Source organism: Baia soyae (assembly GCF_004341445.1).
In the GTDB taxonomy this organism is placed as follows: Bacteria; Bacillota; Bacilli; order Thermoactinomycetales; family Thermoactinomycetaceae; genus Baia; species Baia soyae.
The window spans coordinates 16,409-36,742 of the sequence record NZ_SLXV01000031.1 but is presented as its reverse complement, the minus strand read 5'-3'; the positions used below and the strand labels follow the sequence as shown (position 1 = coordinate 36,742).

General features: G+C 42.0%; 24 protein-coding genes. 3 read left to right on the top strand and 21 right to left on the bottom strand.

The annotated features are described in order from the left end of the window. From EDD57_RS15300 to EDD57_RS09960, 12 genes are all read right to left on the bottom strand, one after another. On the bottom strand, window positions 1–116 hold a 116-nt coding region (locus tag EDD57_RS15300; RefSeq protein WP_481170254.1), incomplete at its 3' end, for an alpha-helical endospore appendage domain-containing protein. Between the two features lie 194 nt (window positions 117–310). After that, window positions 311–802, bottom strand: a complete 492-nt coding sequence (locus tag EDD57_RS10010) for an IS5 family transposase (protein WP_165873760.1) — start codon at window positions 800–802, stop codon at window positions 311–313. Beyond that, window positions 750–1,109 (bottom strand): transposase, encoded by a 360-nt coding sequence (locus tag EDD57_RS10005; protein WP_131849320.1) that lies wholly within the window; start codon window positions 1,107–1,109, stop codon window positions 750–752. The genes EDD57_RS10010 and EDD57_RS10005 overlap by 53 nt, the downstream gene beginning before the upstream one ends. Window positions 1,110–1,253: 144 nt before the next feature. Further along, window positions 1,254–1,484: a hypothetical protein gene (locus EDD57_RS10000; RefSeq protein ID WP_131849319.1), complete on the bottom strand. Its 231-nt coding sequence runs from the start codon at window positions 1,482–1,484 to the stop codon at window positions 1,254–1,256. 176 nt (window positions 1,485–1,660) lie between these two features. Next, window positions 1,661–2,287, bottom strand: coding sequence for an FMN-dependent NADH-azoreductase (locus tag EDD57_RS09995; RefSeq protein WP_131849318.1), 627 nt, complete (start codon window positions 2,285–2,287; stop codon window positions 1,661–1,663). 112 nt (window positions 2,288–2,399) lie between these two features. Further along, a complete protein-coding gene (locus EDD57_RS09990; RefSeq protein WP_131849317.1) occupies window positions 2,400–2,999 on the bottom strand; it encodes a GNAT family N-acetyltransferase in 600 nt (199 codons plus the stop codon). Window positions 3,000–3,200: 201 nt separating this feature from the next. Further along, complete coding sequence (locus EDD57_RS09985; RefSeq protein WP_131849316.1) at window positions 3,201–3,716, bottom strand: adenine phosphoribosyltransferase; 516 nt, start codon at window positions 3,714–3,716, stop codon at window positions 3,201–3,203. A gap of 16 nt (window positions 3,717–3,732) precedes the next feature. Then, complete coding sequence (gene recJ, locus EDD57_RS09980) at window positions 3,733–6,042, bottom strand: single-stranded-DNA-specific exonuclease RecJ (RefSeq protein ID WP_165873759.1); 2,310 nt, start codon at window positions 6,040–6,042, stop codon at window positions 3,733–3,735. Window positions 6,043–6,103: 61 nt separating this feature from the next. Beyond that, entirely contained in the window at window positions 6,104–7,018 is a 915-nt protein-coding gene (locus EDD57_RS09975) for a cation diffusion facilitator family transporter (RefSeq protein WP_131849314.1), read from the bottom strand. A 77-nt stretch (window positions 7,019–7,095) separates the two neighbouring features. Continuing rightward, window positions 7,096–8,013, bottom strand: a complete 918-nt coding sequence (gene secF, locus EDD57_RS09970) for a protein translocase subunit SecF (RefSeq protein ID WP_165873758.1) — start codon at window positions 8,011–8,013, stop codon at window positions 7,096–7,098. Beyond that, the gene (secD, locus tag EDD57_RS09965) at window positions 8,003–9,235 is read right to left on the bottom strand and encodes a protein translocase subunit SecD (RefSeq protein WP_131849312.1); all 1,233 of its coding nucleotides are present in this window, start codon (window positions 9,233–9,235) and stop codon (window positions 8,003–8,005) included. The genes secF and secD overlap by 11 nt, the downstream gene beginning before the upstream one ends. A gap of 115 nt (window positions 9,236–9,350) precedes the next feature. Next, window positions 9,351–9,644, bottom strand: a complete 294-nt coding sequence (locus tag EDD57_RS09960; protein WP_131849311.1) for a post-transcriptional regulator — start codon at window positions 9,642–9,644, stop codon at window positions 9,351–9,353. 154 nt (window positions 9,645–9,798) lie between these two features. On the opposite strand from EDD57_RS09960, the gene spoVB reads away from it, so the two are divergent. After that, complete coding sequence (gene spoVB / locus EDD57_RS09955; protein WP_131849310.1) at window positions 9,799–11,388, top strand: stage V sporulation protein B; 1,590 nt, start codon at window positions 9,799–9,801, stop codon at window positions 11,386–11,388. 57 nt (window positions 11,389–11,445) lie between these two features. Here the strand turns inward: spoVB and EDD57_RS09950 are convergent, their stop codons facing one another. Further along, a complete protein-coding gene (locus EDD57_RS09950) occupies window positions 11,446–12,123 on the bottom strand; it encodes a DUF421 domain-containing protein (RefSeq protein WP_131849323.1) in 678 nt (225 codons plus the stop codon). A gap of 177 nt (window positions 12,124–12,300) precedes the next feature. On the opposite strand from EDD57_RS09950, the gene EDD57_RS09945 reads away from it, so the two are divergent. Further along, window positions 12,301–12,693, top strand: a complete 393-nt coding sequence (locus EDD57_RS09945; RefSeq protein ID WP_131849309.1) for a TIGR04086 family membrane protein — start codon at window positions 12,301–12,303, stop codon at window positions 12,691–12,693. A 45-nt stretch (window positions 12,694–12,738) separates the two neighbouring features. Here EDD57_RS09945 and yajC read toward each other — a convergent pair whose 3' ends face one another. The 8 genes from yajC to EDD57_RS09905 form a co-directional block, all read right to left on the bottom strand. Beyond that, the gene (gene yajC, locus EDD57_RS09940) at window positions 12,739–13,080 is read right to left on the bottom strand and encodes a preprotein translocase subunit YajC (protein ID WP_131849308.1); all 342 of its coding nucleotides are present in this window, start codon (window positions 13,078–13,080) and stop codon (window positions 12,739–12,741) included. A 29-nt stretch (window positions 13,081–13,109) separates the two neighbouring features. After that, window positions 13,110–14,249: a tRNA guanosine(34) transglycosylase Tgt gene (gene tgt / locus EDD57_RS09935; protein ID WP_131849307.1), complete on the bottom strand. Its 1,140-nt coding sequence runs from the start codon at window positions 14,247–14,249 to the stop codon at window positions 13,110–13,112. A gap of 76 nt (window positions 14,250–14,325) precedes the next feature. Next, window positions 14,326–15,363: a tRNA preQ1(34) S-adenosylmethionine ribosyltransferase-isomerase QueA gene (queA, locus tag EDD57_RS09930; RefSeq protein ID WP_131849306.1), complete on the bottom strand. Its 1,038-nt coding sequence runs from the start codon at window positions 15,361–15,363 to the stop codon at window positions 14,326–14,328. A 44-nt stretch (window positions 15,364–15,407) separates the two neighbouring features. After that, window positions 15,408–16,412 (bottom strand): Holliday junction branch migration DNA helicase RuvB, encoded by a 1,005-nt coding sequence (ruvB, locus tag EDD57_RS09925; RefSeq protein ID WP_131849305.1) that lies wholly within the window; start codon window positions 16,410–16,412, stop codon window positions 15,408–15,410. An 11-nt stretch (window positions 16,413–16,423) separates the two neighbouring features. Then, a complete protein-coding gene (gene ruvA / locus EDD57_RS09920; RefSeq protein WP_131849304.1) occupies window positions 16,424–17,059 on the bottom strand; it encodes a Holliday junction branch migration protein RuvA in 636 nt (211 codons plus the stop codon). After that, on the bottom strand, window positions 17,059–17,562 hold the full coding sequence (gene ruvC, locus EDD57_RS09915) for a crossover junction endodeoxyribonuclease RuvC (RefSeq protein ID WP_207896819.1): 504 nt from the start codon (window positions 17,560–17,562) through the stop codon (window positions 17,059–17,061). The genes ruvA and ruvC overlap by 1 nt, the downstream gene beginning before the upstream one ends. 66 nt (window positions 17,563–17,628) lie before the next feature. Then, window positions 17,629–18,198, bottom strand: a complete 570-nt coding sequence (locus EDD57_RS09910) for a hypothetical protein (protein ID WP_131849303.1) — start codon at window positions 18,196–18,198, stop codon at window positions 17,629–17,631. 225 nt (window positions 18,199–18,423) lie between these two features. Then, window positions 18,424–19,221: a polysaccharide deacetylase family protein gene (locus EDD57_RS09905; protein ID WP_131849302.1), complete on the bottom strand. Its 798-nt coding sequence runs from the start codon at window positions 19,219–19,221 to the stop codon at window positions 18,424–18,426. A gap of 239 nt (window positions 19,222–19,460) precedes the next feature. On the opposite strand from EDD57_RS09905, the gene EDD57_RS09900 reads away from it, so the two are divergent. Next, the gene (locus tag EDD57_RS09900) at window positions 19,461–20,177 is read left to right on the top strand and encodes a class I SAM-dependent methyltransferase (RefSeq protein ID WP_131849301.1); all 717 of its coding nucleotides are present in this window, start codon (window positions 19,461–19,463) and stop codon (window positions 20,175–20,177) included. Window positions 20,178–20,334: the final 157 nt, after the last annotated feature.

The window sequence follows — 20,334 nt, the reverse complement described above, 5'->3', positions numbered from 1 at the left end:
ATAATATGGCTAAGACCTAGCTCTTCTAATGCAATGGATGACAGCAATAGATTGATTGCATCTTCTCTGGTAATCGAAATATTAGGTGAAATATTCGGAATATTTGCTTGTGACATATCTCCACTCCTTATATAGCATAGTAGATGACTTTAATATAATATTCATACTTATCAAACAATCATCCGTAATCAACCTAATTTTATAAGGTTGATTCTATAACGTCGATCGTAACAAAAAGAAACGGCTTTAGTCCTGTGGAATTCAGCATAAAAGCCGCTTAGTTGATTTTTTATTTTTTATAGAAGCCATTTCAAAAATGCCGGAGGCACATAATTATGCAAGCGAGAACATTGAATCCCCTGTATATCCAAGACAAACGGTCATATCGAACAACCAGTCGACGAAAATTATCCATCCAAGCAAAACTACGTTCAACTTTAAATCGTTGTTTATATGAGCTTTGGAAGTCCTTTGGTTGAAGCCCCTTCGAGGGCTTTTGATTTTTCTTCAATGGAATGCTTACCAGAATGCCTTTTCTTCGCAAATAAGCCCGAAAGGCTTGACTTATATAGCCTTTATCTGCTACAAGTATCTTAGGTTTTCGAATGGGTGCTCCTCGTTTTTGTGGAATACGAATCTCATTTACGATTTTCTGAGCAAAGGTAATCTCATGAGGATTCGCATTTTCAATCAGCAAAGCGATGGGTAACCCATTCTTATTCTCCACCACACCAAATACCTTCGATCCCTTACCCAGCTTCGTTTTCCCGATTTTTGTCTCCCCCCTTTTTGGCCGGAACAAAGCTGGCATCTACATGTACGATGCCTAGTTGGATTTTTTTCTCTTCGTATAGATCCCGGAGTAACCATTTCCATATTCGATCCCATATTCTTAATTTGGAGTAGAGACGGTGTCTCCTCCAACACGTTGTGTAAGAACCGTATTTCGTAGGCATATCCATCCATGCACATCCCGTTTGTAATACGTACAGGATTCCGTTTAATGTCTTTCGTAAATCCGCTTCAGGTCTTCCTCTTCCTCGTTTTGCCTTCGGCAAATATCCGCTTACCTTTTTCCACTGTTTGTCTGTTATCTCATGTCTGCTCATATTACAGACTTTACACACTTTACTTATTTTTTCAATGTTTTCTATTCACTATTTGCATATTTATGTTTTTTTGAAATAGCTTCTATTGTCTATTTGAGAGGATGCCATTCATAAATAGCATCCTCTCGGTATGGCTTAATTAATTTATAAAAAATTCCAATTGGCAAAATCGACAAACCATCCAAATAAACTAAATAGCTCCATTGCAAAGAAGACAATCGAAAGAACGGAAATGATAAATAGAATCAGGACCCAAATCTTAAGGTTCTTCCCTTTTTTAAATAACATCATAACACCTAATACAACCAAAACCACTAATGAAATAAGAAAGCCTATACCAGATACGAGAATTCCTCCTAGTGTATCCCACGGCAACATGATCACCTCCTGTTGTCATGCATTTCATACCTCTTTTAGTGGGATTATAAACGTTCAATTATTTTCTCCATATTAGAACAAACAAAGAGTAACCAACTTACGTGTAATCGAAGTTAGTTACTCTTTGTTTTTATTATATATGAATCATTTTAGTTTGAAGTTCATTCATTACATTAAAATTTACTTGCTGCTTCTTTCGCTTCAGCGATTCCTTTTTGTAAGATCGCGTCAGCTTGGTCAGGAAGAGCACTGTGACCTTCCATGGCAACATGTTCGTAGTCTTCAATCCCCATGAAGGATGTAATGGCTCGAAGATAACGATCTCCAAATTCTATTTCTTTAGCAGGACCTTCGCTGTACATACCACCACGAGCTTGGATATGAAGTACTTTTTTGCCTTTAAGTAGACCTTCTGGACCTGTTGCTGTATAGCGGAACGTTTTACCTGCAATCGCAACCGTATCGATGTATGCTTTTAGACGTGCAGGAAGACTTAGATTCCATAGCGGAGTAACAAATACATACTTGTCCACATCTACAAACTGGTCCACTAATTCGCCCATGCGTTTAGCTTTAGCCGCTTCATTCGCATTTAATTCGATTCCTTTAGCACCTTTACCCCAACTAGATAATACATCTTCATCAATATAAGGAATTTCTTCTTTATAGATATCAAGAGTAATCACTTCATCTTGAGGATTATTTGCTTTATATTCTGTAAGAAAAGCTTCTCCAGCCTGTGAGCTGAAAGATGCTGATACTGGTTTTGGATTCGCTGTAATGTATAATACTTTTGCCACTTGTGTAGCCCCCTATAATTAAATATAAAACTTACTTTATGTAAGTATATTACTATCTTCTATATACCTATGTCAAGTATGTATTTCATTAGTATCTCCAAAGGGCTTTATGTTATAGCAGTTTAACCATTTTATACAGCGCAGGCCTATTCATTTCACCTATAATTCGATAACCTATCCTCTCGTACAATTTGACTCCAAGTTGATTCTCTTTTTTCACTGTCAAAGAGCATTTCACAAGGTTTTGAAGAGCAGCTTGTTCCTCAGCTACATTAAGAAGTTGAGTACCTATTCCCATCCCTCTACTTTCTGGCAAAGTCGCAATGGTTCCAATGTGAAATTCATCATCTTCTCCCTCTTTCATAATTGCCATCGCATGGAATAATCTGATATTCAACAAATTATAGCCCACTAGTCCAAGCTTCCGATAAGAGAAAGCCTGTTGAAAAGTAGGCCATGCAAGACGCTTCATAACGGGTACAGGATAGCAAATAATCATCCCTAACGTTTCTCCATTTACCTGGGCTTCAAAAGCATATTGATAACTAAAGCGATTATTCTCCAGCTGCCATAGTTGAAGGAACGTATCTTCCAGTATGCTCTCTTCTTCAGATCCTGCAATCGCATATGCCATGTAACCTAGAGCCATTAAATTTAACTTAGCACCTGCTTTTGACTGAGGATGACCCTTTATGATCGAAATTTGCATCAACAGACCACTCCTTTCATTATTTTGCAATAATCTGGTGTTTATGGACTAAGAAAACTTTTCTACGAAACACCTGCAATTCCTTTTCTAATCCTCCAAAAATGATCTTTCCGAATAAAAATTCCCACGAAAAAAAGCCGAGGCTTGCACTAATCAAATTAGTACAATCCCAGCTTCTTTATCATCTAACAAAATGAAACAATCTTACTCATATTTAACAAGAGAGTGAACCGCCACATCCCCTAGCTTCTCACGACCATTTAGGTACATTAACTCAATCCAAAATGCTACTCCAACAGGCTCTCCACCCAATTGGCGAACGAGATCAAGAGTTGCACTAATGGTTCCACCAGTAGCGAGCAAATCATCAGCAATCAAAACCTTTTGACCTGGCTGAATAGCATCTTTGTGCATCGTTAAAATATCTTTTCCATATTCCAAGTCATATTTCGCCTCAATGGTCTCACCAGGAAGCTTGCCTTTTTTTCGAACAGGCACAAACCCAGCTCCGAGCGCGAGTGCAAGAGGGGCTCCAACGACAAAGCCACGAGCTTCGGGACCGAGTACAACGTCGATTTCCATCCCTTTATAATGCTCCGCTAGCGCCTCAATGGCTGCACGATACGCTTCGCCATCTTTTAATAAAGTAGTAATATCCTTAAAGCGAATCCCTTCAGAAGGGAAGTCTGGAATCACGCGAATTTTTTCTTTGAAGTTCATATGGGTTACCTCCTGATTATAATCCATCCATAGAAAACATCTGACATATCTCTTTATAAGAGCTATATACCAATGTCTGAAGAACTTCCTCTTTCTCCAGTTGTTGTCTATAAGTCAACGAGTCGGTTAAAGGTCGTTTAGAAGGATTTTCTACTATATGGATTATTCCATTGTCATTTTGTAAGAATTGTAATTCCCCGAACACTAGAATCATAAAGGAAAGTGTTCGTTTTGACAATCCCGTTATTTTTGTCAGAGATGGATATGATTTCAATAATGAAAACGGTTTCTTTCCGTACAATAAATTGTATAACTGTTTGAATTGTTCGCGTGAAGGAACTGCTAACAAATTTTGGTCAAAGTCACGATCCCCAAAAATAAAGTAGACACGCTCGATATGCTGAATTTGACTGAGATGATTTCGCCAAATTCTCATAGAGGGCGGGGGATCGATCCAAGCTATTTGTGTATATTCGGCGAGTGATTCGGTTGCCCCTCCAGCACAATCTTCCCATGAGAGAAAGGAGGATGTGCTTCCTGCTGGAAGTTGATGCCCGATCAATAGGACGGGCTTATCACGTAATTTATTCAGGTGTTCGCCCTTATGGTTGCTACGCCAATCAAAAACTTGTCTCTCATGTACAGCAAGATCCTTGCAAATTAATTGCGGAGTACGCCTGCCGTTCCATTCATTAATTTGTAATTCACCGACCACATGAATTTTACTGGTTGGCACTAATTCCTCTGCTAGTTCGGCCTTGCGAAATGCGAGTGCATCCATGAAGATTCGGTCCATCTGAAGAGTCAATTTAAGATGATTTTTATCCGCACCAATGGTTTGAATCTTCGCGATGGAAGCATCTTTTAACAGAAAGCTAGGTGTGGCATTACCCATACCATATGGCTCTAGCAAAGCCAATTGTTCCAACATCGATAGCTCCACTTGATCGATGGTTAATTCATCATCAATATGGGTCAAAGGAATGTAATCTTCCTCTTGCAAAGTCTCCTTCGCAACTCCTGACAATTTGGTATGAAAGGCAGGAACATCACCCATCTTGAGCGACATACCTGCTGCCATGTAGTGTCCCCCAAATTGTGGAAGATACTCCTTACACGCAGTTAGAGATTGATAGAGATCAAATCCAGCGATGCTCCTCGCTGAACCTTTGGCTATCCCCGTTTCCTCGTCACACCCTAATACAATCACAGGTCGATAATATTTCTCCACAAGCCTAGAAGCAACAATGCCGATCACACCGACATTCCAACCCGGCTTAGCGACAACGATCACATGCTGATAGCGTTCTGGATCTTGCTCCACCATGGCCATCGCCTGCTCTGTAATCTCTTCCACGATCTGCTGACGTTCTTGGTTCATTTCTTGCAGTTTTTCGGCCAGATGTTGCGCCTCACTCAGATCGTCCGTTGTGAGCAACTCAACTGCCTGTCCAGCAGAATCCAATCGGCCACTCGCATTGATCCTGGGCCCTAGAAAAAAGCCCACATGGCCCGCAGTAGCTTGTTTATCAACACCCGCTACATCCATTAATGCAGAAAGCCCTTTATTGGTACGTTCGTTTAAACGTTCTAATCCATATGTAGCCAGTACTCGGTTCTCATCTACCAATGGAACCAGATCCGCGATGGTACCAATAGCAACTAGATCCATCCACTCGGTGGGAATTCTATCTAACAAGGCAGTAGCCAGTTTAAAAGCAACACCGACTCCAGCCAGCGATTTAAACGGATATGTACAATTTGGTTTCTTTGGGTTGATCACCGCGACTGCTTCTGGTAATTCAGGAGGCGGTTCATGATGATCTGTAATAATCAGGTCTAAGCCGATTTCACGGGCAAATGCTGCCTCTTTCGTAGCACTGATACCCGTGTCAACGGTAACCACTAAATCATAACCACGTTCTTTGGCTTCCTTGAGAGCTTCTTGGTTGAGACCATAGCCCTCTCGAAAACGATTCGGGATATAGTAATCAACTTGCTGTGTCAGAGTACGAAACACATTTAATAATAAGCTTGTACTACTCACACCGTCCGCATCATAATCGCCATAAATAAGGATCTTTTCTTGTTGGGTCAGCGCAAAGCGGATTCGTTCAACCGCTTCCTTCATGCCATCTAATTGGTAGGGATCATGTAAATAATCCATAGAAGGACGTAAAAACTTCTGAGCCGTTTCGATATCGGTTTGCCCGCGACGAATCAACAACCTAGCAATCGTCGGATGAACGGACAAGCCTTCCGCCAACCTCTGGATTTCTTGTGGATCAGCTTCCACAGGAATCCATCTCGTCTTTGAACGAATCATAAAAAACCGTTCACCTCTCTTCGCGGTATGATTATAGCACAAAGAAAGAGAAAACGGTGGTTCATTCCTTATTTTTCTGCAAAATTTTGCCATCGAATGGGTTTATATGTACAAATACATCTTCTACATGATCAAAACGGTCTACCAATGTTCGTTTTACCTGTTTCCCAATCCGATGCCCTTCTTCAACCGTAATATGAGGATCTACCGAAATTTTTACGTCTACAATCACATAATGACCATGTTGACGAGCACGTAAGTTATCAATATCTAGAACACCCCTTACTTCTCGAACCGCATCAATTAATTCCTGCGCCTCTTTCGGAAGTAGTACAGGGTCTAGTAAATTATAAATCGCTTCGCGAGCTAATCGGTAGGCCATCCAGAAGACAAATAAGGAGACTCCCATACCCGCAATCGGGTCAAGATAGACTAACTCGGGAACACCGATATACCGACTTAGCACCGCTCCTAGTATCCCCACTAAAGCCGCAATGGTGGCAAACACATCAGCTCGATGTTCGAGAGCATGCGCTACTGTGGCTTGACTATTTTGACGTTTTCCCACTCGATAGGTATAACGATATAACATCTCTTTTACTAAGATCGATAGAAAGGCGACAATCGCAGCTGAAATGCCCGGGGGCTCTAATTTATCAAATAATGCTTGGAAGGAGCCTCGAGCAATCTCTACTCCCACCATAGCCAACAACACAGCTACGATAAAAGAAGCAACTATCTCTGCTTTACCGTGCCCATACGGATGTTCAGGGTCTGGAGGACGTTTCGCTACGCGGATTCCAAAATAAACAGCAAGAGAGCCAACCAAATCTGCCGCTGAATGAGCCGCTTCAGCGATCAGAGCACGACTATTAGCTAGAAAGCCGACTGTGCCCTTTACTACGGTCAATAAGATATTAAAAAATATCCCAATCCATGCCGCTCGATTGATCTCTTGAAATCGTTGATCACCCATAGTTGCTCCTCCAGAAATAAGACCGCAGATTCATTCTCCGCGGTCTTTTCCTTCATTGTATGGAAACAATGATGTTCTTATTCAGTTGTAGGCGATAATTTTGGCTCGTCTTTTCCAGCCTTCACCGAACGCCATTTCCAAATCACCCAAATTTGAGAAGCGATAAAGATCGAAGAATACGCTCCTGCAAATAAACCTACCACGAGAGCAAGGGAGAAGTTACGAATTCCCTCTCCACCCAGTAAGAACAATGATAAAGCGCCAAATAATACAGTAAGAACCGTATTAATGGATCGAACCAAAGTTTGTTGGATACTTAGATTTACCATACCAGATAGTTGTTCCCACGTCTTCGGTTGTAGCTTCTCTTCATTTTCACGAATCCGGTCAAAGACCACAATCGTATCGTTCATGGAATAACCAATGATGGTTAGGATAGCAGCGATAAAGAATAGGTCGACTTCAATCTGGAACAGAGAGAAGAACGTGATAATGAGGAAAGCATCGTACAACAACGTAACTACCGTTGCCATCGCAAACCGATACTCAAAACGGAATGCAACATAGATTCCAATAAATGCACAAGCAATCAGTATACCAATAATAGCGTTACGTGCTAGTTCACGTCCGATAATCGGGTCTACTTTCTGCTCTTGTACAGTTACATTCACACCAAATTCTTTTGATAAATCTCCTTTGAGTTTATCAATTTTCGGTTTATCCAAAATATTGTCCGTACGGAAAACGACAACTTGCTTTTGATCCCCAGCAGCACGTGCATTCGGATGCTTAAAGCCATTTTTTTCTAAGACACTTTTTGCCTTTTCCACATCAACGTTTTGCTTCACCGTAAAATCAAGGCGTGTACCACTGACAAAGTCAACGCCTAGATTTAATCCTTGGACAAAGAGGGAGCCAATCCCGATTAAAACAATGATGAGAGAGGCTAGTAGGAACGGTTTGCGGTATCGAACAAAATCAAATTTATAGTTCACCAATCTCATCCTCCTTCACACGGAACAGCACCGGATTCTTCACAAGATTTGAGTTGATTAAGAGTGACATCAACCAGCGAGACAATCCTACTGCAGTCACAAAGCTACATAAAATCCCGACGATCAATGCTACCGAGAACCCTTTTACCCCTGCTGTACCAAAAGCAAATAAAACAGCACCGGCTAACATGGTCGTAAAGTTAGCATCAAAAATCGTTAAGAATGAGCGCTTGGAGCCCGCTTTCATCGCACTCTTCAGCGTACGACCCACGCGTAATTCCTCACGAACACGCTCTGACATAATAATATTGGCATCGACAGCCATCCCAATCCCTAGGATAAAGGCAGCAATCCCGGGTAAGGTAAGGGTTACTTTTAAGAAAGCGAAGATAACCAAGTTTAGGTACGTGTATGCGATGAGTGTCGTAACCGCCACGAGACCTGGTAACCGATAGAAACCAATCACAAAGATAAAGATCATAAGAACGGAGAGTCCACCCGCTATTAAGGTATCCCTCATCGATTGATGTCCCAAACTCGCATCGACTGCGAAACTTTGAACCTCCTGAAGCTTAATCGGAAGAGCACCTGCATTGAGAAGGCTCGCTAATTCCTTTGCTTCTTCTGGAGTCTTTTGCCCACTGATGGTTGCTTTTCCACCACTGATCACGTTTTGAATGACAGGACTACTTAGCTCTTTTTCATCCAAATAGATAGGTAAAGGTTGCCCTATGTATTTCTTCGTAATGTCTTCGAACTTTTTTCCATCTTTAAATTCAATGGCCACCACAGGGCTGTTGTATTCATCAAAGCTTAATTTAGCACTACCTGGTTTTAGGTCGGCTCCCTTAATCACAGGCGTTTTTCCTGTTGGTTCACGAAACGTTAATTCAGCCTGTTTCCCTAAGAGGTCCCGGGCCTTCGCAGGATCCTTCACCCCTGCTAACTGTACCCGAATTCGATTATTTCCTTCAATCGAAATCTCAGGCTCAGAAACACCCAGTACATTAATTCGTCGCTCAAGTGCATTTGCTACATCAAGGAGAATGGCTCGATCTACTTTTTGATCTTTAGGTGCTTCATATAAAACCTCAAAGCCTCCTTGCAAGTCCAAGCCCTTTGTAATCTTGTTCCACACTGGAAGAGCGGTCGTCCCAGCGAGAACGAGGATCGCCACGACGATGGTGATAAAAATCGCTATTTTTCCTTTTTTGATCTTCATGGACTGTCCTCCTTATTCCATTACAATTACCAAGTCCTATTATCCCAAGTGAAGCCCTACGAGTCAATTACCACACAAATAAAGCCACCAGCAGTGGCTGATGACCTTCAAGACTTTACTCGCTTTTATAGATATTATGTAGCATTAACCAGTTCATAAAGCGGCTCGCTTTTAAAGACATAATATCGTTCACTAGGCGGTTTAGTCTCGGGGTGCCCTGACGATGTTCATCTGAAACACAAGCCCATATTTGTTCGGGTGTCACATTTTCATATCCATATAAATGAAACTCAGATGCTTTACTTCTACAAAGATCTTCGAGGCATTCATCTAATTCATCTGATGTTAAATGCTGAATCTCATCTTCTTCAAAATCATACTCTTGTTCAGGCAACGCTAGCATCGACATCGTATCCCTCCAATCTTACTCATTCGACATCTTTTGAATGTATCAATTCTGCACGAGGAACCTTCTTTCCTCCTATCAACGAAAAACAGTCATGAGCCTATCGGACAAGGCATAACTTGTACTAAAACGTAGTGGACGGAAGAAGGGAGTTACCATGCGCAAACAGAGCTTCCTCGCTGGCACCCTCATACTAGTGGGTGCTGGATTTTTAACTAAAATTCTTGGCTTTATCTATCGAATTGCTTTGTCTCGTCTGATCGGAGACGAAGGAATGGGCCTTTTTCAACTTGCTTTTCCAATTTTAATCTTCGCGGTTGTTATCACTTCTGCTGGAATCCCTGTTGCAATCTCAAAACTAGTATCCGAAGCTGAGGCTAAAAATGAAGAGCACAAGATCCCACACATCATCATTGTAGCAGGGATTGTAGTTGGAATCACCAGTACAATCGTTACCAGTTTGGTATTTGTCTTCGCCCCGATCCTAGCGAAAACCCTATTAACAGATCCTAGGACACTTTACGCTCTTATGGGTATCACTCCTATCATTCCCGTTATTGCCATATCCAGCATCTTCCGCGGTTATTTCCAAGGACGACAAAATATGAGCCCTTATGCACTTTCCCAAATTATCGAGCAGGTAGTGAGAATCTTTACCGTTCTCATGTTAGCTAAGTATTTGCTACCTTACGGTGTAGAATATGCCGCTTCGGGTGCCATGATCGGAATGGTAATCGGTGAGTTTACAGGGATGTTGTATCTCTATTATCGATATCGCAAAGATCCAAAACGTCCGATCCTACGTCAAATATGGAAGAGACGTAAAAACCAGAAGGATGATAAAAATATTGTAAGCCGATTCAACACGATAACGGACTTCTTTCGGGTCGCTGTTCCCGTTACGCTGAGCAGGACCATCGGCTCCCTTACCTATGCAGTAGAACCGATTATCGTATCCCAAAGTTTAGCCATCGCTGGAATCGCCGCCGCCACCTCTACTGCTTTATATGGACAACTAGAGGGGATGGCGCTACCGTTAGTCTTCTTCCCCGCTTTTATTACCTATGCCTTAACCGTCTCCCTCGTTCCAGCTGTGAGCGAGGCAGCTGCACAACATAATACCACCTTAATCGAGCGACGACTACAACAAGCAATCCGGCTTTCGTTAATTATCGGTGCTCCATGTACCATGTTGGTCTATGTGTTAGCAGAACCACTTGCTACCTTACTCTATCATCAACCAAGTGTCGGTCAAATGATTCAGATTATGGCACCCATTTCGTTATTCCACTACTTACAAGGTCCCTTTGCCGCTGTCCTTCAAGGGCTGGATAAAGCAAATATCGCCATGCGGAATTCCATTATCGGTGCCGTGATAAAAATAGTATGTATCTGGCTACTCGCCACTAGGCCATCTCTTGGCATTATGGGCGTAGCCATCGCCATCAATATTGGCATATTGGTCGTAACTTGCCTGCATTTTATCAGCATCATCAAACTCGTTCCTTACATGATTAACGCCAGAGAGCTAGTAAAGCTCACTATCAGCATTGGCGGGATGGGATTTGTCTGTTATTACTTAGGAACGCAGGCACATAGCCCCTTGTTACAACGCGTTTTATTAACCATCTTATGTGGATTCGGAATCTATCTCATTTGCCTCGTTCTCTTCTCCCTAATTCGAAAAGATGACGTGTCTCGTCTCCCATATGTAGGAGCTTGGGTAGCTCGATTCCTGCCGCGATGAACAGAAGATGCCTTTGCTTAAAATGATTCCTTCATCTTAGGCAAAGGCATTATGTATCTATGTATCTCTTAAATCGATATAGATATTTCCATATTGATCCACACTTGCATAAAACACATTTTTAAAATCTTTTACTCCCTTTTTTCGTAATTCTTGCTTGAGCCATATATGATTATATCCCGATTCCTGTAGTTCCTGTTCCTGCACTCTTCCTTCGATAATGACGGGGATTGGCATGCGAAACGGGCGTAACTTGGAGCCGTCATTTTGTATATCTCCCTTGGTTAATCGGGCTTTTTCCACCTTAGGAAACACACTTAATTTCCCTGAAGTCTCTAGTATGGCAATCTCTACATCCGATACATCAGGGATGTCTTTTTCACGTAATTGCATGAGCAAGTCATCTAGGTTATATCTTGATTTCGTCATCATGGAGTCAATAATTTTCCCATCTCTGACAATGACAGCTGGCTCTCCTTCAATCAGGTTGCGTGCTTTGCGACTCTTGAGCAACAAGTATGACATCCCAATTTGTAATAAAACCAAAGCGAGAATGGGTACTATGGCATCTACGAGTGGTCTTTCAATATCATCTAATACGATTGCGCTTAGATCGGCAATCATGAATGAGACAATTAAATCAAATATCGATAATTTCCCAATTTCTCTTTTGCCCATTAGTCTCATCATGAAGAACACAAAGGTATAGATGAAGATGGTTCGTAGTACTGACATCCAGAGCACGCAGTTCCCTCCTTTCAGGCAGTGAGCCTAGTGATCATCAAAAGTCCTATTTGTTATTTTGACCGTAAGCTGATTTTTTATGATTGAGAAATCCCCACTATAAATCATATATTGACGGACTTGCTCATAAGTTGTACCAAAGATGAAGGGAAGGGAGTCATATCCTTTATGAAAGCAACAATCTTTCATTCCAATCGAACTGTCCTAAACCCATGGATTATCGGTCAAAGTGTGATTTGGTCATCAGTGCTGATTCTTTCTCTCGGTACAGCTGTCATCCTTCGCTACACGGACCTTGAAACAAGTAGCTTGCCATGGATTACTTTTTTGATCAACGCTAGCTCGATTTTTACAGGCGGTTTGATCTCCGGAAAACGGACAGAGCGAAATGGCTGGATTATGGGCGGGATTCAGGGCATTCTTTATACGCTGATATTAATGATCATTGGATTTCTCGCCTTTGATACCTCGCTACGAGTAGAGCCGTTGATATTTGGAGTATGCTCATTTGGACTAGGTGCCTTAGGCGGGATGATTGGGATCAATCTATCCAAAAGATAAAAAGCTATTCTCTCCTTTGATCGGAGAAAATAGCTTTTTTATCTTTTACTTTTCTTCTTTTGTCTCTTCGGTAGAAGAAGCCGTTACTTCTTCCCTTACTTCCTCTGTTTTAGCAGGAGTAGCAGCATCAACGGTTTTCTTTTCGTTAATCGCAGCACGTTCAAAAACAAGACGAGTGTTATCGTTTACTTTAATGGTAATGGTCTGGTCATTTAAATCTACGATCGTACCGTGAAGCCCGCCAATCGTTACCACTTTGTCTCCCTTTTTCAACGAAGAGATCATAGCATTACGTTGTTTACGACTCTTGTTTTGGGGACGGATTAGCAAAAAGTAGAAAATCGCGATTAGCAAAACAGGGAAAATAAATGCTTGGTACTGTTGCATGGGTATTCCTCCTAAGTGTAGTGTTCAATCTAAAATTTTTGGACCGGATTTAAGGTACCATAGTACTTCATCATAAATTCATCACGAAAATCGAGAAGACGATCCTCCATGATGGCTTGACGAACTTGGTGCATCAAGTTAAGTAGGAAATACAAATTATGGTACGTTGTCAATCGAAGCCCAAACGTCTCGTCTGCTTTAATAAGGTGACGCAGATAAGCACGAGAATAGTTGCGACACGTGTAACAATCACAATTGGGATCTAATGGACCGAAGTCACGCGTAAATTTAGCATTACGCACAACAAGACGACCTTCGCTAGTCATCGTAGTGCCGTTCCTCGCGATTCGAGTCGGTAAGACACAGTCAAACATGTCAATTCCTAGAATGGCCCCTTGAATCAAAGCTTCTGGTGAACCAACTCCCATGAGATAGCGAGGCTTGTCCTTCGGAAGAAGCGGTGTGGTATACCCAAGGATTTCAAACATCATCTCATGTGGTTCTCCTACGCTTAACCCGCCTACAGCATATCCTGGCAAATCCAAGTCCACTAGTTGACGAGCACTCTCCTCGCGAAGTTCACGATATTCGCCCCCTTGCACAATACCGAATAACGCTTGATCTTCTGGACGACCGTGGGCTTCTTTACATCTTTTTAGCCACCGATAGGTACGTTCAGTGGAGTTTTTCACGTATTCATACTCTGCCGGATAGGGTGGGCACTCATCAAATGCCATGATAATATCCGCACCGAGAGCGTTTTGAATCTCCATCGCTTTCTCAGGAGATAAGAACAGCTTCTCACCACTTAAATGGGAACGAAACTGAACCCCTTCCTCGGTAATCTTACGTAAATCACCCAGGCTAAAAACTTGAAATCCGCCACTATCGGTTAAAATAGGACGATCCCAGTTCATGAACTTATGTAATCCGCCCGCTTCTTTTACAATCTCATGACCTGGCCGAATAAATAAATGGTATGTATTGCTTAAAATAATCTGTGCATCCATCTCTTTTAACTCTTCTGGACTCATTGTTTTTACCGTCGCCAGTGTACCTACCGGCATGAAGATCGGGGTTTCAATGACACCATGCGGAGTATGGAGCCTTCCGAGTCGTGCACCAGACTGCTTACACTGCTTCAATAGTTCATAACGTACAGCCAATATTCTAGTTCCTTCCTAACTTATTATCCATTATAACGAAAAAACCTTTGTCACTGCCAATATTATAGAAGACAAGTCATCATATAAGCAACATCGCATCTCCAAAACTAAAGAACCGATATCGCTCCTGCACCGCTACTTCATAAGCATGAAGCAAGATATCCCGACTACTAAAGGCGCTTCCCAGCATTAATAGAGTGGATTGTGGTAAGTGAAAATTCGTCAATAATCCATCTACTACTTGAAACTCATATCCCGGATAGATAAAGATATCCGTCCAGCCGCTACAAGCTTGCACCTCTGACGCAAACCTTCCCGCAATGGTCTCCAAGGTACGAATCGAAGTCGTTCCGACGGCAATCACTCGTTTTCCTGCTTTTTTTGCTTCTCTGATAGTAGATGCTGTCTCTTCGTTCATCTCATAATACTCTGCATGCATTTGATGCTCTTCGATGTTCTCCACTGTGACAGGACGAAATGTACCTAATCCCACATGAAGGGTCACGAAGGAAACTTGTACCCCTTTTTCGCGAATCGCTGTCAAAATCTCATCCGTAAAATGGAGCCCTGCCGTGGGAGCAGCCGCAGAGCCGATCGAACGAGAGAAAACTGTCTGATAGCGTTCTGGATCATCTAATTGCTCGTGGATATAAGGAGGTAAAGGCATCTCTCCTAATCGCGTAAACAGGGTTTCTATATCGTCTACTTGATACTCTAAACGAAACACACGCCCCCCTGCCACTTCGGTAGACTCCTCCGCAACAGCTCGCAGTTCTCCACCATTACCAAACTGGATGACGGATCCTGGCTTCACCCTCTTAGCTGGCTTCACTAGGGCTTCCCAGCGATCTCCGCCCATCGGTTGGAGCAATAGAAGCTCAATCTTCGCTCCTGTGTCTGCTTTCGTCCCAATGAGGCGTGCCGGTCGAACCCGGCTATCGTTTAGTACCAGGACATCTCCTGCTTCTAGATAGCTCACAATCTCAGGAAATTGTGTATGCGTTAGCTCTCCTGAGTTACGGTTTACGATCATTAATCGAGAAGCAGTTCGATCGGTTAAAGGAGTCTGTGCGATTAACTCCTTAGGTAATTCAAATGAAAAATCTGCTACGTTCATATATGCTCACTCCAGAATGTCATTACAAAAACAAAAAAACGAAATTATGCCTCAGGCCACTGTACGCCAAAGTGTTCGCAACAACGTAACGTGACCATCCGTCCACGTGGGGTTCTTTGGAGGAAGCCGATTTGCATTAGATAGGGCTCGTACACGTCTTCGATGGTATTCGGCTCTTCACCAATAGTGGCCGCGATCGTATCAAGCCCCACAGGACCTCCGCGGAATTTCTCGATAATCGCAAGTAGCAGTCGGTGGTCGACGTGATCTAGTCCCAGTCTATCCACTTGAATTCGGTCTAATGCGTCTCGGGCGGCCTCTCCTGTGATAATCCCATCCCCTTGCACTTGAACGAAGTCACGTACTCGCTTTAGAAGTCGATTCGCCACACGAGGGGTCCCACGGGAACGAGTCGCAATCTCGAGAGCCCCCTCTTCCCGAATACCTACTCGTAATAAATCAGCCGCTCTCATCACAATAAAAGCCAACTCTTCTTGAGTATAATACTCCAAACGGCTGACTACGCCAAATCGATCTCGGAGGGGGGCAGAAAGAGAACCCGCTCTTGTAGTCGCTCCTACCAATGTAAAAGGGGGCAGGTCCAACCGAACCGAGTGGGCACTTGGTCCCTTACCAATCATAATATCAAGCGCAAAATCCTCCATCGCAGGATATAACACTTCTTCTACAGAACGATTTAATCTATGTATTTCATCGATAAATAAAAAATCATGCGGTTGTAGGTTAGTCAAAATTGCCGCCAAATCTCCAGGACGTTCAATCGCAGGACCTGAAGTCGTGCGAATCTGGGCTCCCATCTCGTTTGCAATAATATGAGAAAGGGTTGTCTTCCCTAGACCCGGGGGACCATATAGCAAGACATGATCCAGCGTTTCATTTCTCATCTTCGCCGCTTCTATGTAAATCTTTAGATTCTCCTTGGCCCTAGACTGTCCGATATACTCTCGCAGAGATCGAGGGCGCAGACTAAACTCAACCATCTCATCCTCTTCCATCATCATCTTGCTTGAGATGATCCGTTCTTCCATCCTTCACCCTCCTATCTCTTCCCGGACACTTGTAGAGCTAGACGAATCCACTCTCCCGTGGAAAGCTCTTTTTCGCTAGATTCTCGCGCTTTCATCACCGATGATCGGGCTTCCTCTTCATGATACCCAAGCCCCATTAATGCATCTACTACATCTCGCATAGTAGGGTCATCGTCCGTTGCACGACGAAGAGGTTGCTCCACCATTTGGTCTGGCAACGATAAAGTCAATTGGAATCGACGATCCCAGCCCAACTTTTGTAATTTATCTTTTAAATCCAACACAATCCGTTGTGCTGTTTTCTTCCCAATTCCAGGTAGTGCCGTTAGAAATTTTAAATCCTCTAACTGAATCGCCGACACAATCTGCCCGGGCGTCCCTCCTGCTAAAATCCCAATCCCAGCTTTAGGACCAATTCCCGAAACCTCTAGTAGCAAACGAAATAAATCTCGTTCATCTGTCGTTTGAAAGCCATATAATAACTGGGCATCCTCTCGTACAACTTGATGGGTATAAAGAAAGAGCGACTCGTGTTCTTCATAGGAAAATGGATTGGTTACTGTCACTCGATACCCAACCCCACTTACTTCAACTGCTATATAGTCTGCTCCTCGGTATGCCATCGATCCCCGTAAAAAATCAATCATCACGAAATCCCTCCTCGTCCTACTTGAGATATCGACTTGGAAGAATGGGCCTCACAGATTGCGATTGCCAGTGCATCTGCTACATCATCTGGTTTGGGAACCTTAGACAAACGGAGTAGCATCTTCACCATTTCTTGTACCTGGCGCTTCTCTGCCTTCCCATATCCCACAGCGCCCACTTTCACCTGAGAAGGGGTATATTCTGTAATCGGGATTCCTGCCTCTTCCACCGCTAAGATGATTACACCTCGTGCCTGAACCACAAGCAAGGCATTATTTACGTTTTTATTAAAAAATAATTTCTCAATCGCCACTACTTCAGGTTGAAAGCGATCTAATAAGATCTTCATCGCATCATAGACCTGCTTCATTCGGGTTGGGATAGAGTAATGCGGCTCTGTCTGAATCGCACCATAATCAACAGCTTCCAGTCTGCCACCTTTTTGGTCAATCACTCCATATCCCACAAGCGCATAGCCCGGGTCGATCCCCATAATCCGCAAAACATTCTCCCCTTTACGCCAAGCGAACACACATTCTAGGAATTTTCATTATATCATAACTTGAAGTTAATCTTCATACTCTTCATAGCGATGATCATCGTTTTGCACCTCTTGCTTCTGATGAACATTTCGATTAAAACGTTGTAAGTCCTCTTCTTTCATAGATTGGGCAAACATGATTAATTCGTTGCTCAAATCCTTTGTCTGCTTAATGGAGAGAAAGGTACCATCCGTTAACTTCACCGCAACTCCCTTTTTCACAGGCACCAGTTCTACATGTCCTACATGCTTCTGATTCGTTCGTGACGCTTTCGAATATTCCCGCGTTAACCGTTCGCGAAATGGCATAGATCTCTTTTCAATTGATTTTAAGGTTTCAAATAAATCCTGATAATCAAGCTCTTTGTGCTCATTAAAGCGGATAACACCCAACTCCGACATCTGTGAAAATAATTCCATAACCGTATCTCTCGAAAACCCAGTTGCCTCTTCAATCTCCATAGGATCATGTAACTGGATACTTGCTTGTAACAAGATCAGTTGTTCATGATTCATGCCCATTATACGGTGATAACGTAATAACATCTCACTCATACCATGCATAGATGTTAGCTCAGCCATTCCTATATTTGTCATGATAAAACTTCCTTTCACTTCATGAATGATAGTCACCCATATCATTTATTCTATAATCCCATTTTAATGTAACCATACGTTCATCAAAATGGGATTATATGAAAACATATGCAACGTTTCATTCTAAAAGGCATAAAAATAATCAAAAAAAGGAGGATTGATCTATTTACATGATAAAAATAGATCAATCCTCCTGATTGGAGAAATCAACATACCAAACAGCACTTATTTTTTCTTACCTTTCTCATAAGGTGACATCTTTAGCACCTCTTGTAATGGAACAATCTGATACTTTTCACTGCGGAGATACTCAATAATCTGTGGTAGCGCTTTAATCGAGCCATCTAGATACGGTTCTCCCCCACCCGAATGCAATAAAATAATAGAACCAGGTTTCACCTTTTTCTTTACCCAGCTAAGGATGCGATCTGCACTCCTACCATCCCAATCTTTTGGATCGACGTCCCAGTGGATTAATGTATAGTTATGTCGTGATGCTACACGGCAAATTTTATCGTTGATCCTTCCAAAAGGAGAGCGTACAAAGAGTGGTTTAAAGCCTAGCTCTTCTTGTATGAACTTCTCATTCTTCAAAAGGTCCTTCTCAATTTCGTTTTCGGAAACAAGCTGAAAATCACTATGATACCATGTATGGTTTCCCACTGTATGTCCATCATTCACAATCCTTTTCAGCTGTTCCGGATGATGAACCGCACTTTTTCCCATGACAAAAAAAGTAGCTTTCACTTTATATCGTTGTAAGATATCTAATACTTTAGGGGTATATATGCCATCTGGACCATCGTCAAATGTAATCACTACCTTCTTCTGGTCCGTAGGAAGGTCTATTGAATAGTAAACAGGATGTTTATTGACACAACCGCGAGCTGAAATATTTGGTTTTGTAGACTTTTGGGGATGAGGGCTTCCCTCTGCATGAGTGGTATAAACAGTGAAATCAAGCAACAAACTCCACACCAGACTGATTACGAGGACTCCTAACAAACATCTCCATTTCTTCATCGTACCACTCCTATCCTCATGTAGTATGAGACAGTAAGGGCGATTTCTTACATGAATTTAATAAAAAAGTCATGATATTTTTCGATGAAAAGCTTTCTTGTGTAGGTATAGCCTGTACCAGATTAATTGATCATCGCATATACTGCTATGCAATGAATTCATTACTCATATCCTATTAAGCAGAATACGCTTTCTTTTTTTATGACAATGTTTTGGATAGATATCTAGGAGGTTTTTCTATGCATATATTTTGGGAGAAAATGATTGAGCCCATTCTCAGGATGGAAGGCGCGAAAACGATTGTAGAGATTGGTGCGGACACAGGAATAAACACAGTGAAAATTCTTAATTACTGTCAGGAAATAAACGGTACAGCCTATATAATTGATCCTCATCCAAAGTTTGACGTGAGTGCTTTAGAAGCAACATATCATAGCCATATGAAAATGAGATGCCTAGCTAGCCTAGTTGCCCTACCTGATATTGAGCAGTACGATACAGTACTTATCGATGGTGACCATAACTGGTATACCGTTTTTAATGAGCTACATTTGATTGAGCAAAAGGCGAAAGAAACAGATAGATTCCCTCTTGTTTTCTTTCATGATACAGAATGGCCCTATGCTAGGCGAGATATGTACTATATGCCTGACACGATTCCAGAAACTTATCGACATCCTTATACAAAAAAGGGTATGTTGCCTGGTACTTCAGAATTAGTAGATAACGGTGTGAATTCTCACATAAATAATGCTTTATATGAAGGCGGTGAAAAAAACGGAGTTTTAACAGCAATTGAAGATTTTTTAAAGGAAACAAGCTTCAATCTTACTTTTCACAAAGCGCTGTCTTATGGAGGACTAGGAATATTAATATCTAGTAATCATGAAAAGGATATGAGAATTAAAACATTGATAGAGGAGTCAGGGTTAAACTCAATAATTAAGTTTTGGTAGCCAGATCACTTATAAACGGATTGTTTTAGCTGGGAAAGCACTGATGGATCAAAGCGCCTTTTTCTATTAAACCAAATGATATAACTATACCAGTATTCCTTTGCCATAATATGATATAACGAGGAAGAAAATGTTCCTTATTATATGAGGAGGAGAT

Bases quoted from the DNA above. Each gene is read 5' to 3' on its own strand.
- EDD57_RS10005 (WP_131849320.1), bottom strand. From the start codon at position 1,109: ATGAGCAGACATGAGATAACAGACAAACAGTGGAAAAAGGTAAGCGGA.
- EDD57_RS09985 (WP_131849316.1), bottom strand. From the start codon at position 3,716: ATGAACTTCAAAGAAAAAATTCGCGTGATTCCAGACTTCCCTTCTGAA.
- recJ (WP_165873759.1), bottom strand. From the start codon at position 6,042: ATGATTCGTTCAAAGACGAGATGGATTCCTGTGGAAGCTGATCCACAA.
- EDD57_RS09975 (WP_131849314.1), bottom strand. From the start codon at position 7,018: ATGGGTGATCAACGATTTCAAGAGATCAATCGAGCGGCATGGATTGGG.
- secD (WP_131849312.1), bottom strand. From the start codon at position 9,235: ATGAAGATCAAAAAAGGAAAAATAGCGATTTTTATCACCATCGTCGTG.
- EDD57_RS09960 (WP_131849311.1), bottom strand. From the start codon at position 9,644: ATGTCGATGCTAGCGTTGCCTGAACAAGAGTATGATTTTGAAGAAGAT.
- spoVB (WP_131849310.1), top strand. From the start codon at position 9,799: ATGCGCAAACAGAGCTTCCTCGCTGGCACCCTCATACTAGTGGGTGCT.
- EDD57_RS09950 (WP_131849323.1), bottom strand. From the start codon at position 12,123: ATGTCAGTACTACGAACCATCTTCATCTATACCTTTGTGTTCTTCATG.
- EDD57_RS09945 (WP_131849309.1), top strand. From the start codon at position 12,301: ATGAAAGCAACAATCTTTCATTCCAATCGAACTGTCCTAAACCCATGG.
- yajC (WP_131849308.1), bottom strand. From the start codon at position 13,080: ATGCAACAGTACCAAGCATTTATTTTCCCTGTTTTGCTAATCGCGATT.
- queA (WP_131849306.1), bottom strand. From the start codon at position 15,363: ATGAACGTAGCAGATTTTTCATTTGAATTACCTAAGGAGTTAATCGCA.
- ruvB (WP_131849305.1), bottom strand. From the start codon at position 16,412: ATGGAAGAACGGATCATCTCAAGCAAGATGATGATGGAAGAGGATGAG.
- ruvA (WP_131849304.1), bottom strand. From the start codon at position 17,059: ATGATTGATTTTTTACGGGGATCGATGGCATACCGAGGAGCAGACTAT.
- EDD57_RS09910 (WP_131849303.1), bottom strand. From the start codon at position 18,198: ATGACAAATATAGGAATGGCTGAGCTAACATCTATGCATGGTATGAGT.
- EDD57_RS09905 (WP_131849302.1), bottom strand. From the start codon at position 19,221: ATGAAGAAATGGAGATGTTTGTTAGGAGTCCTCGTAATCAGTCTGGTG.
- EDD57_RS09900 (WP_131849301.1), top strand. From the start codon at position 19,461: ATGCATATATTTTGGGAGAAAATGATTGAGCCCATTCTCAGGATGGAA.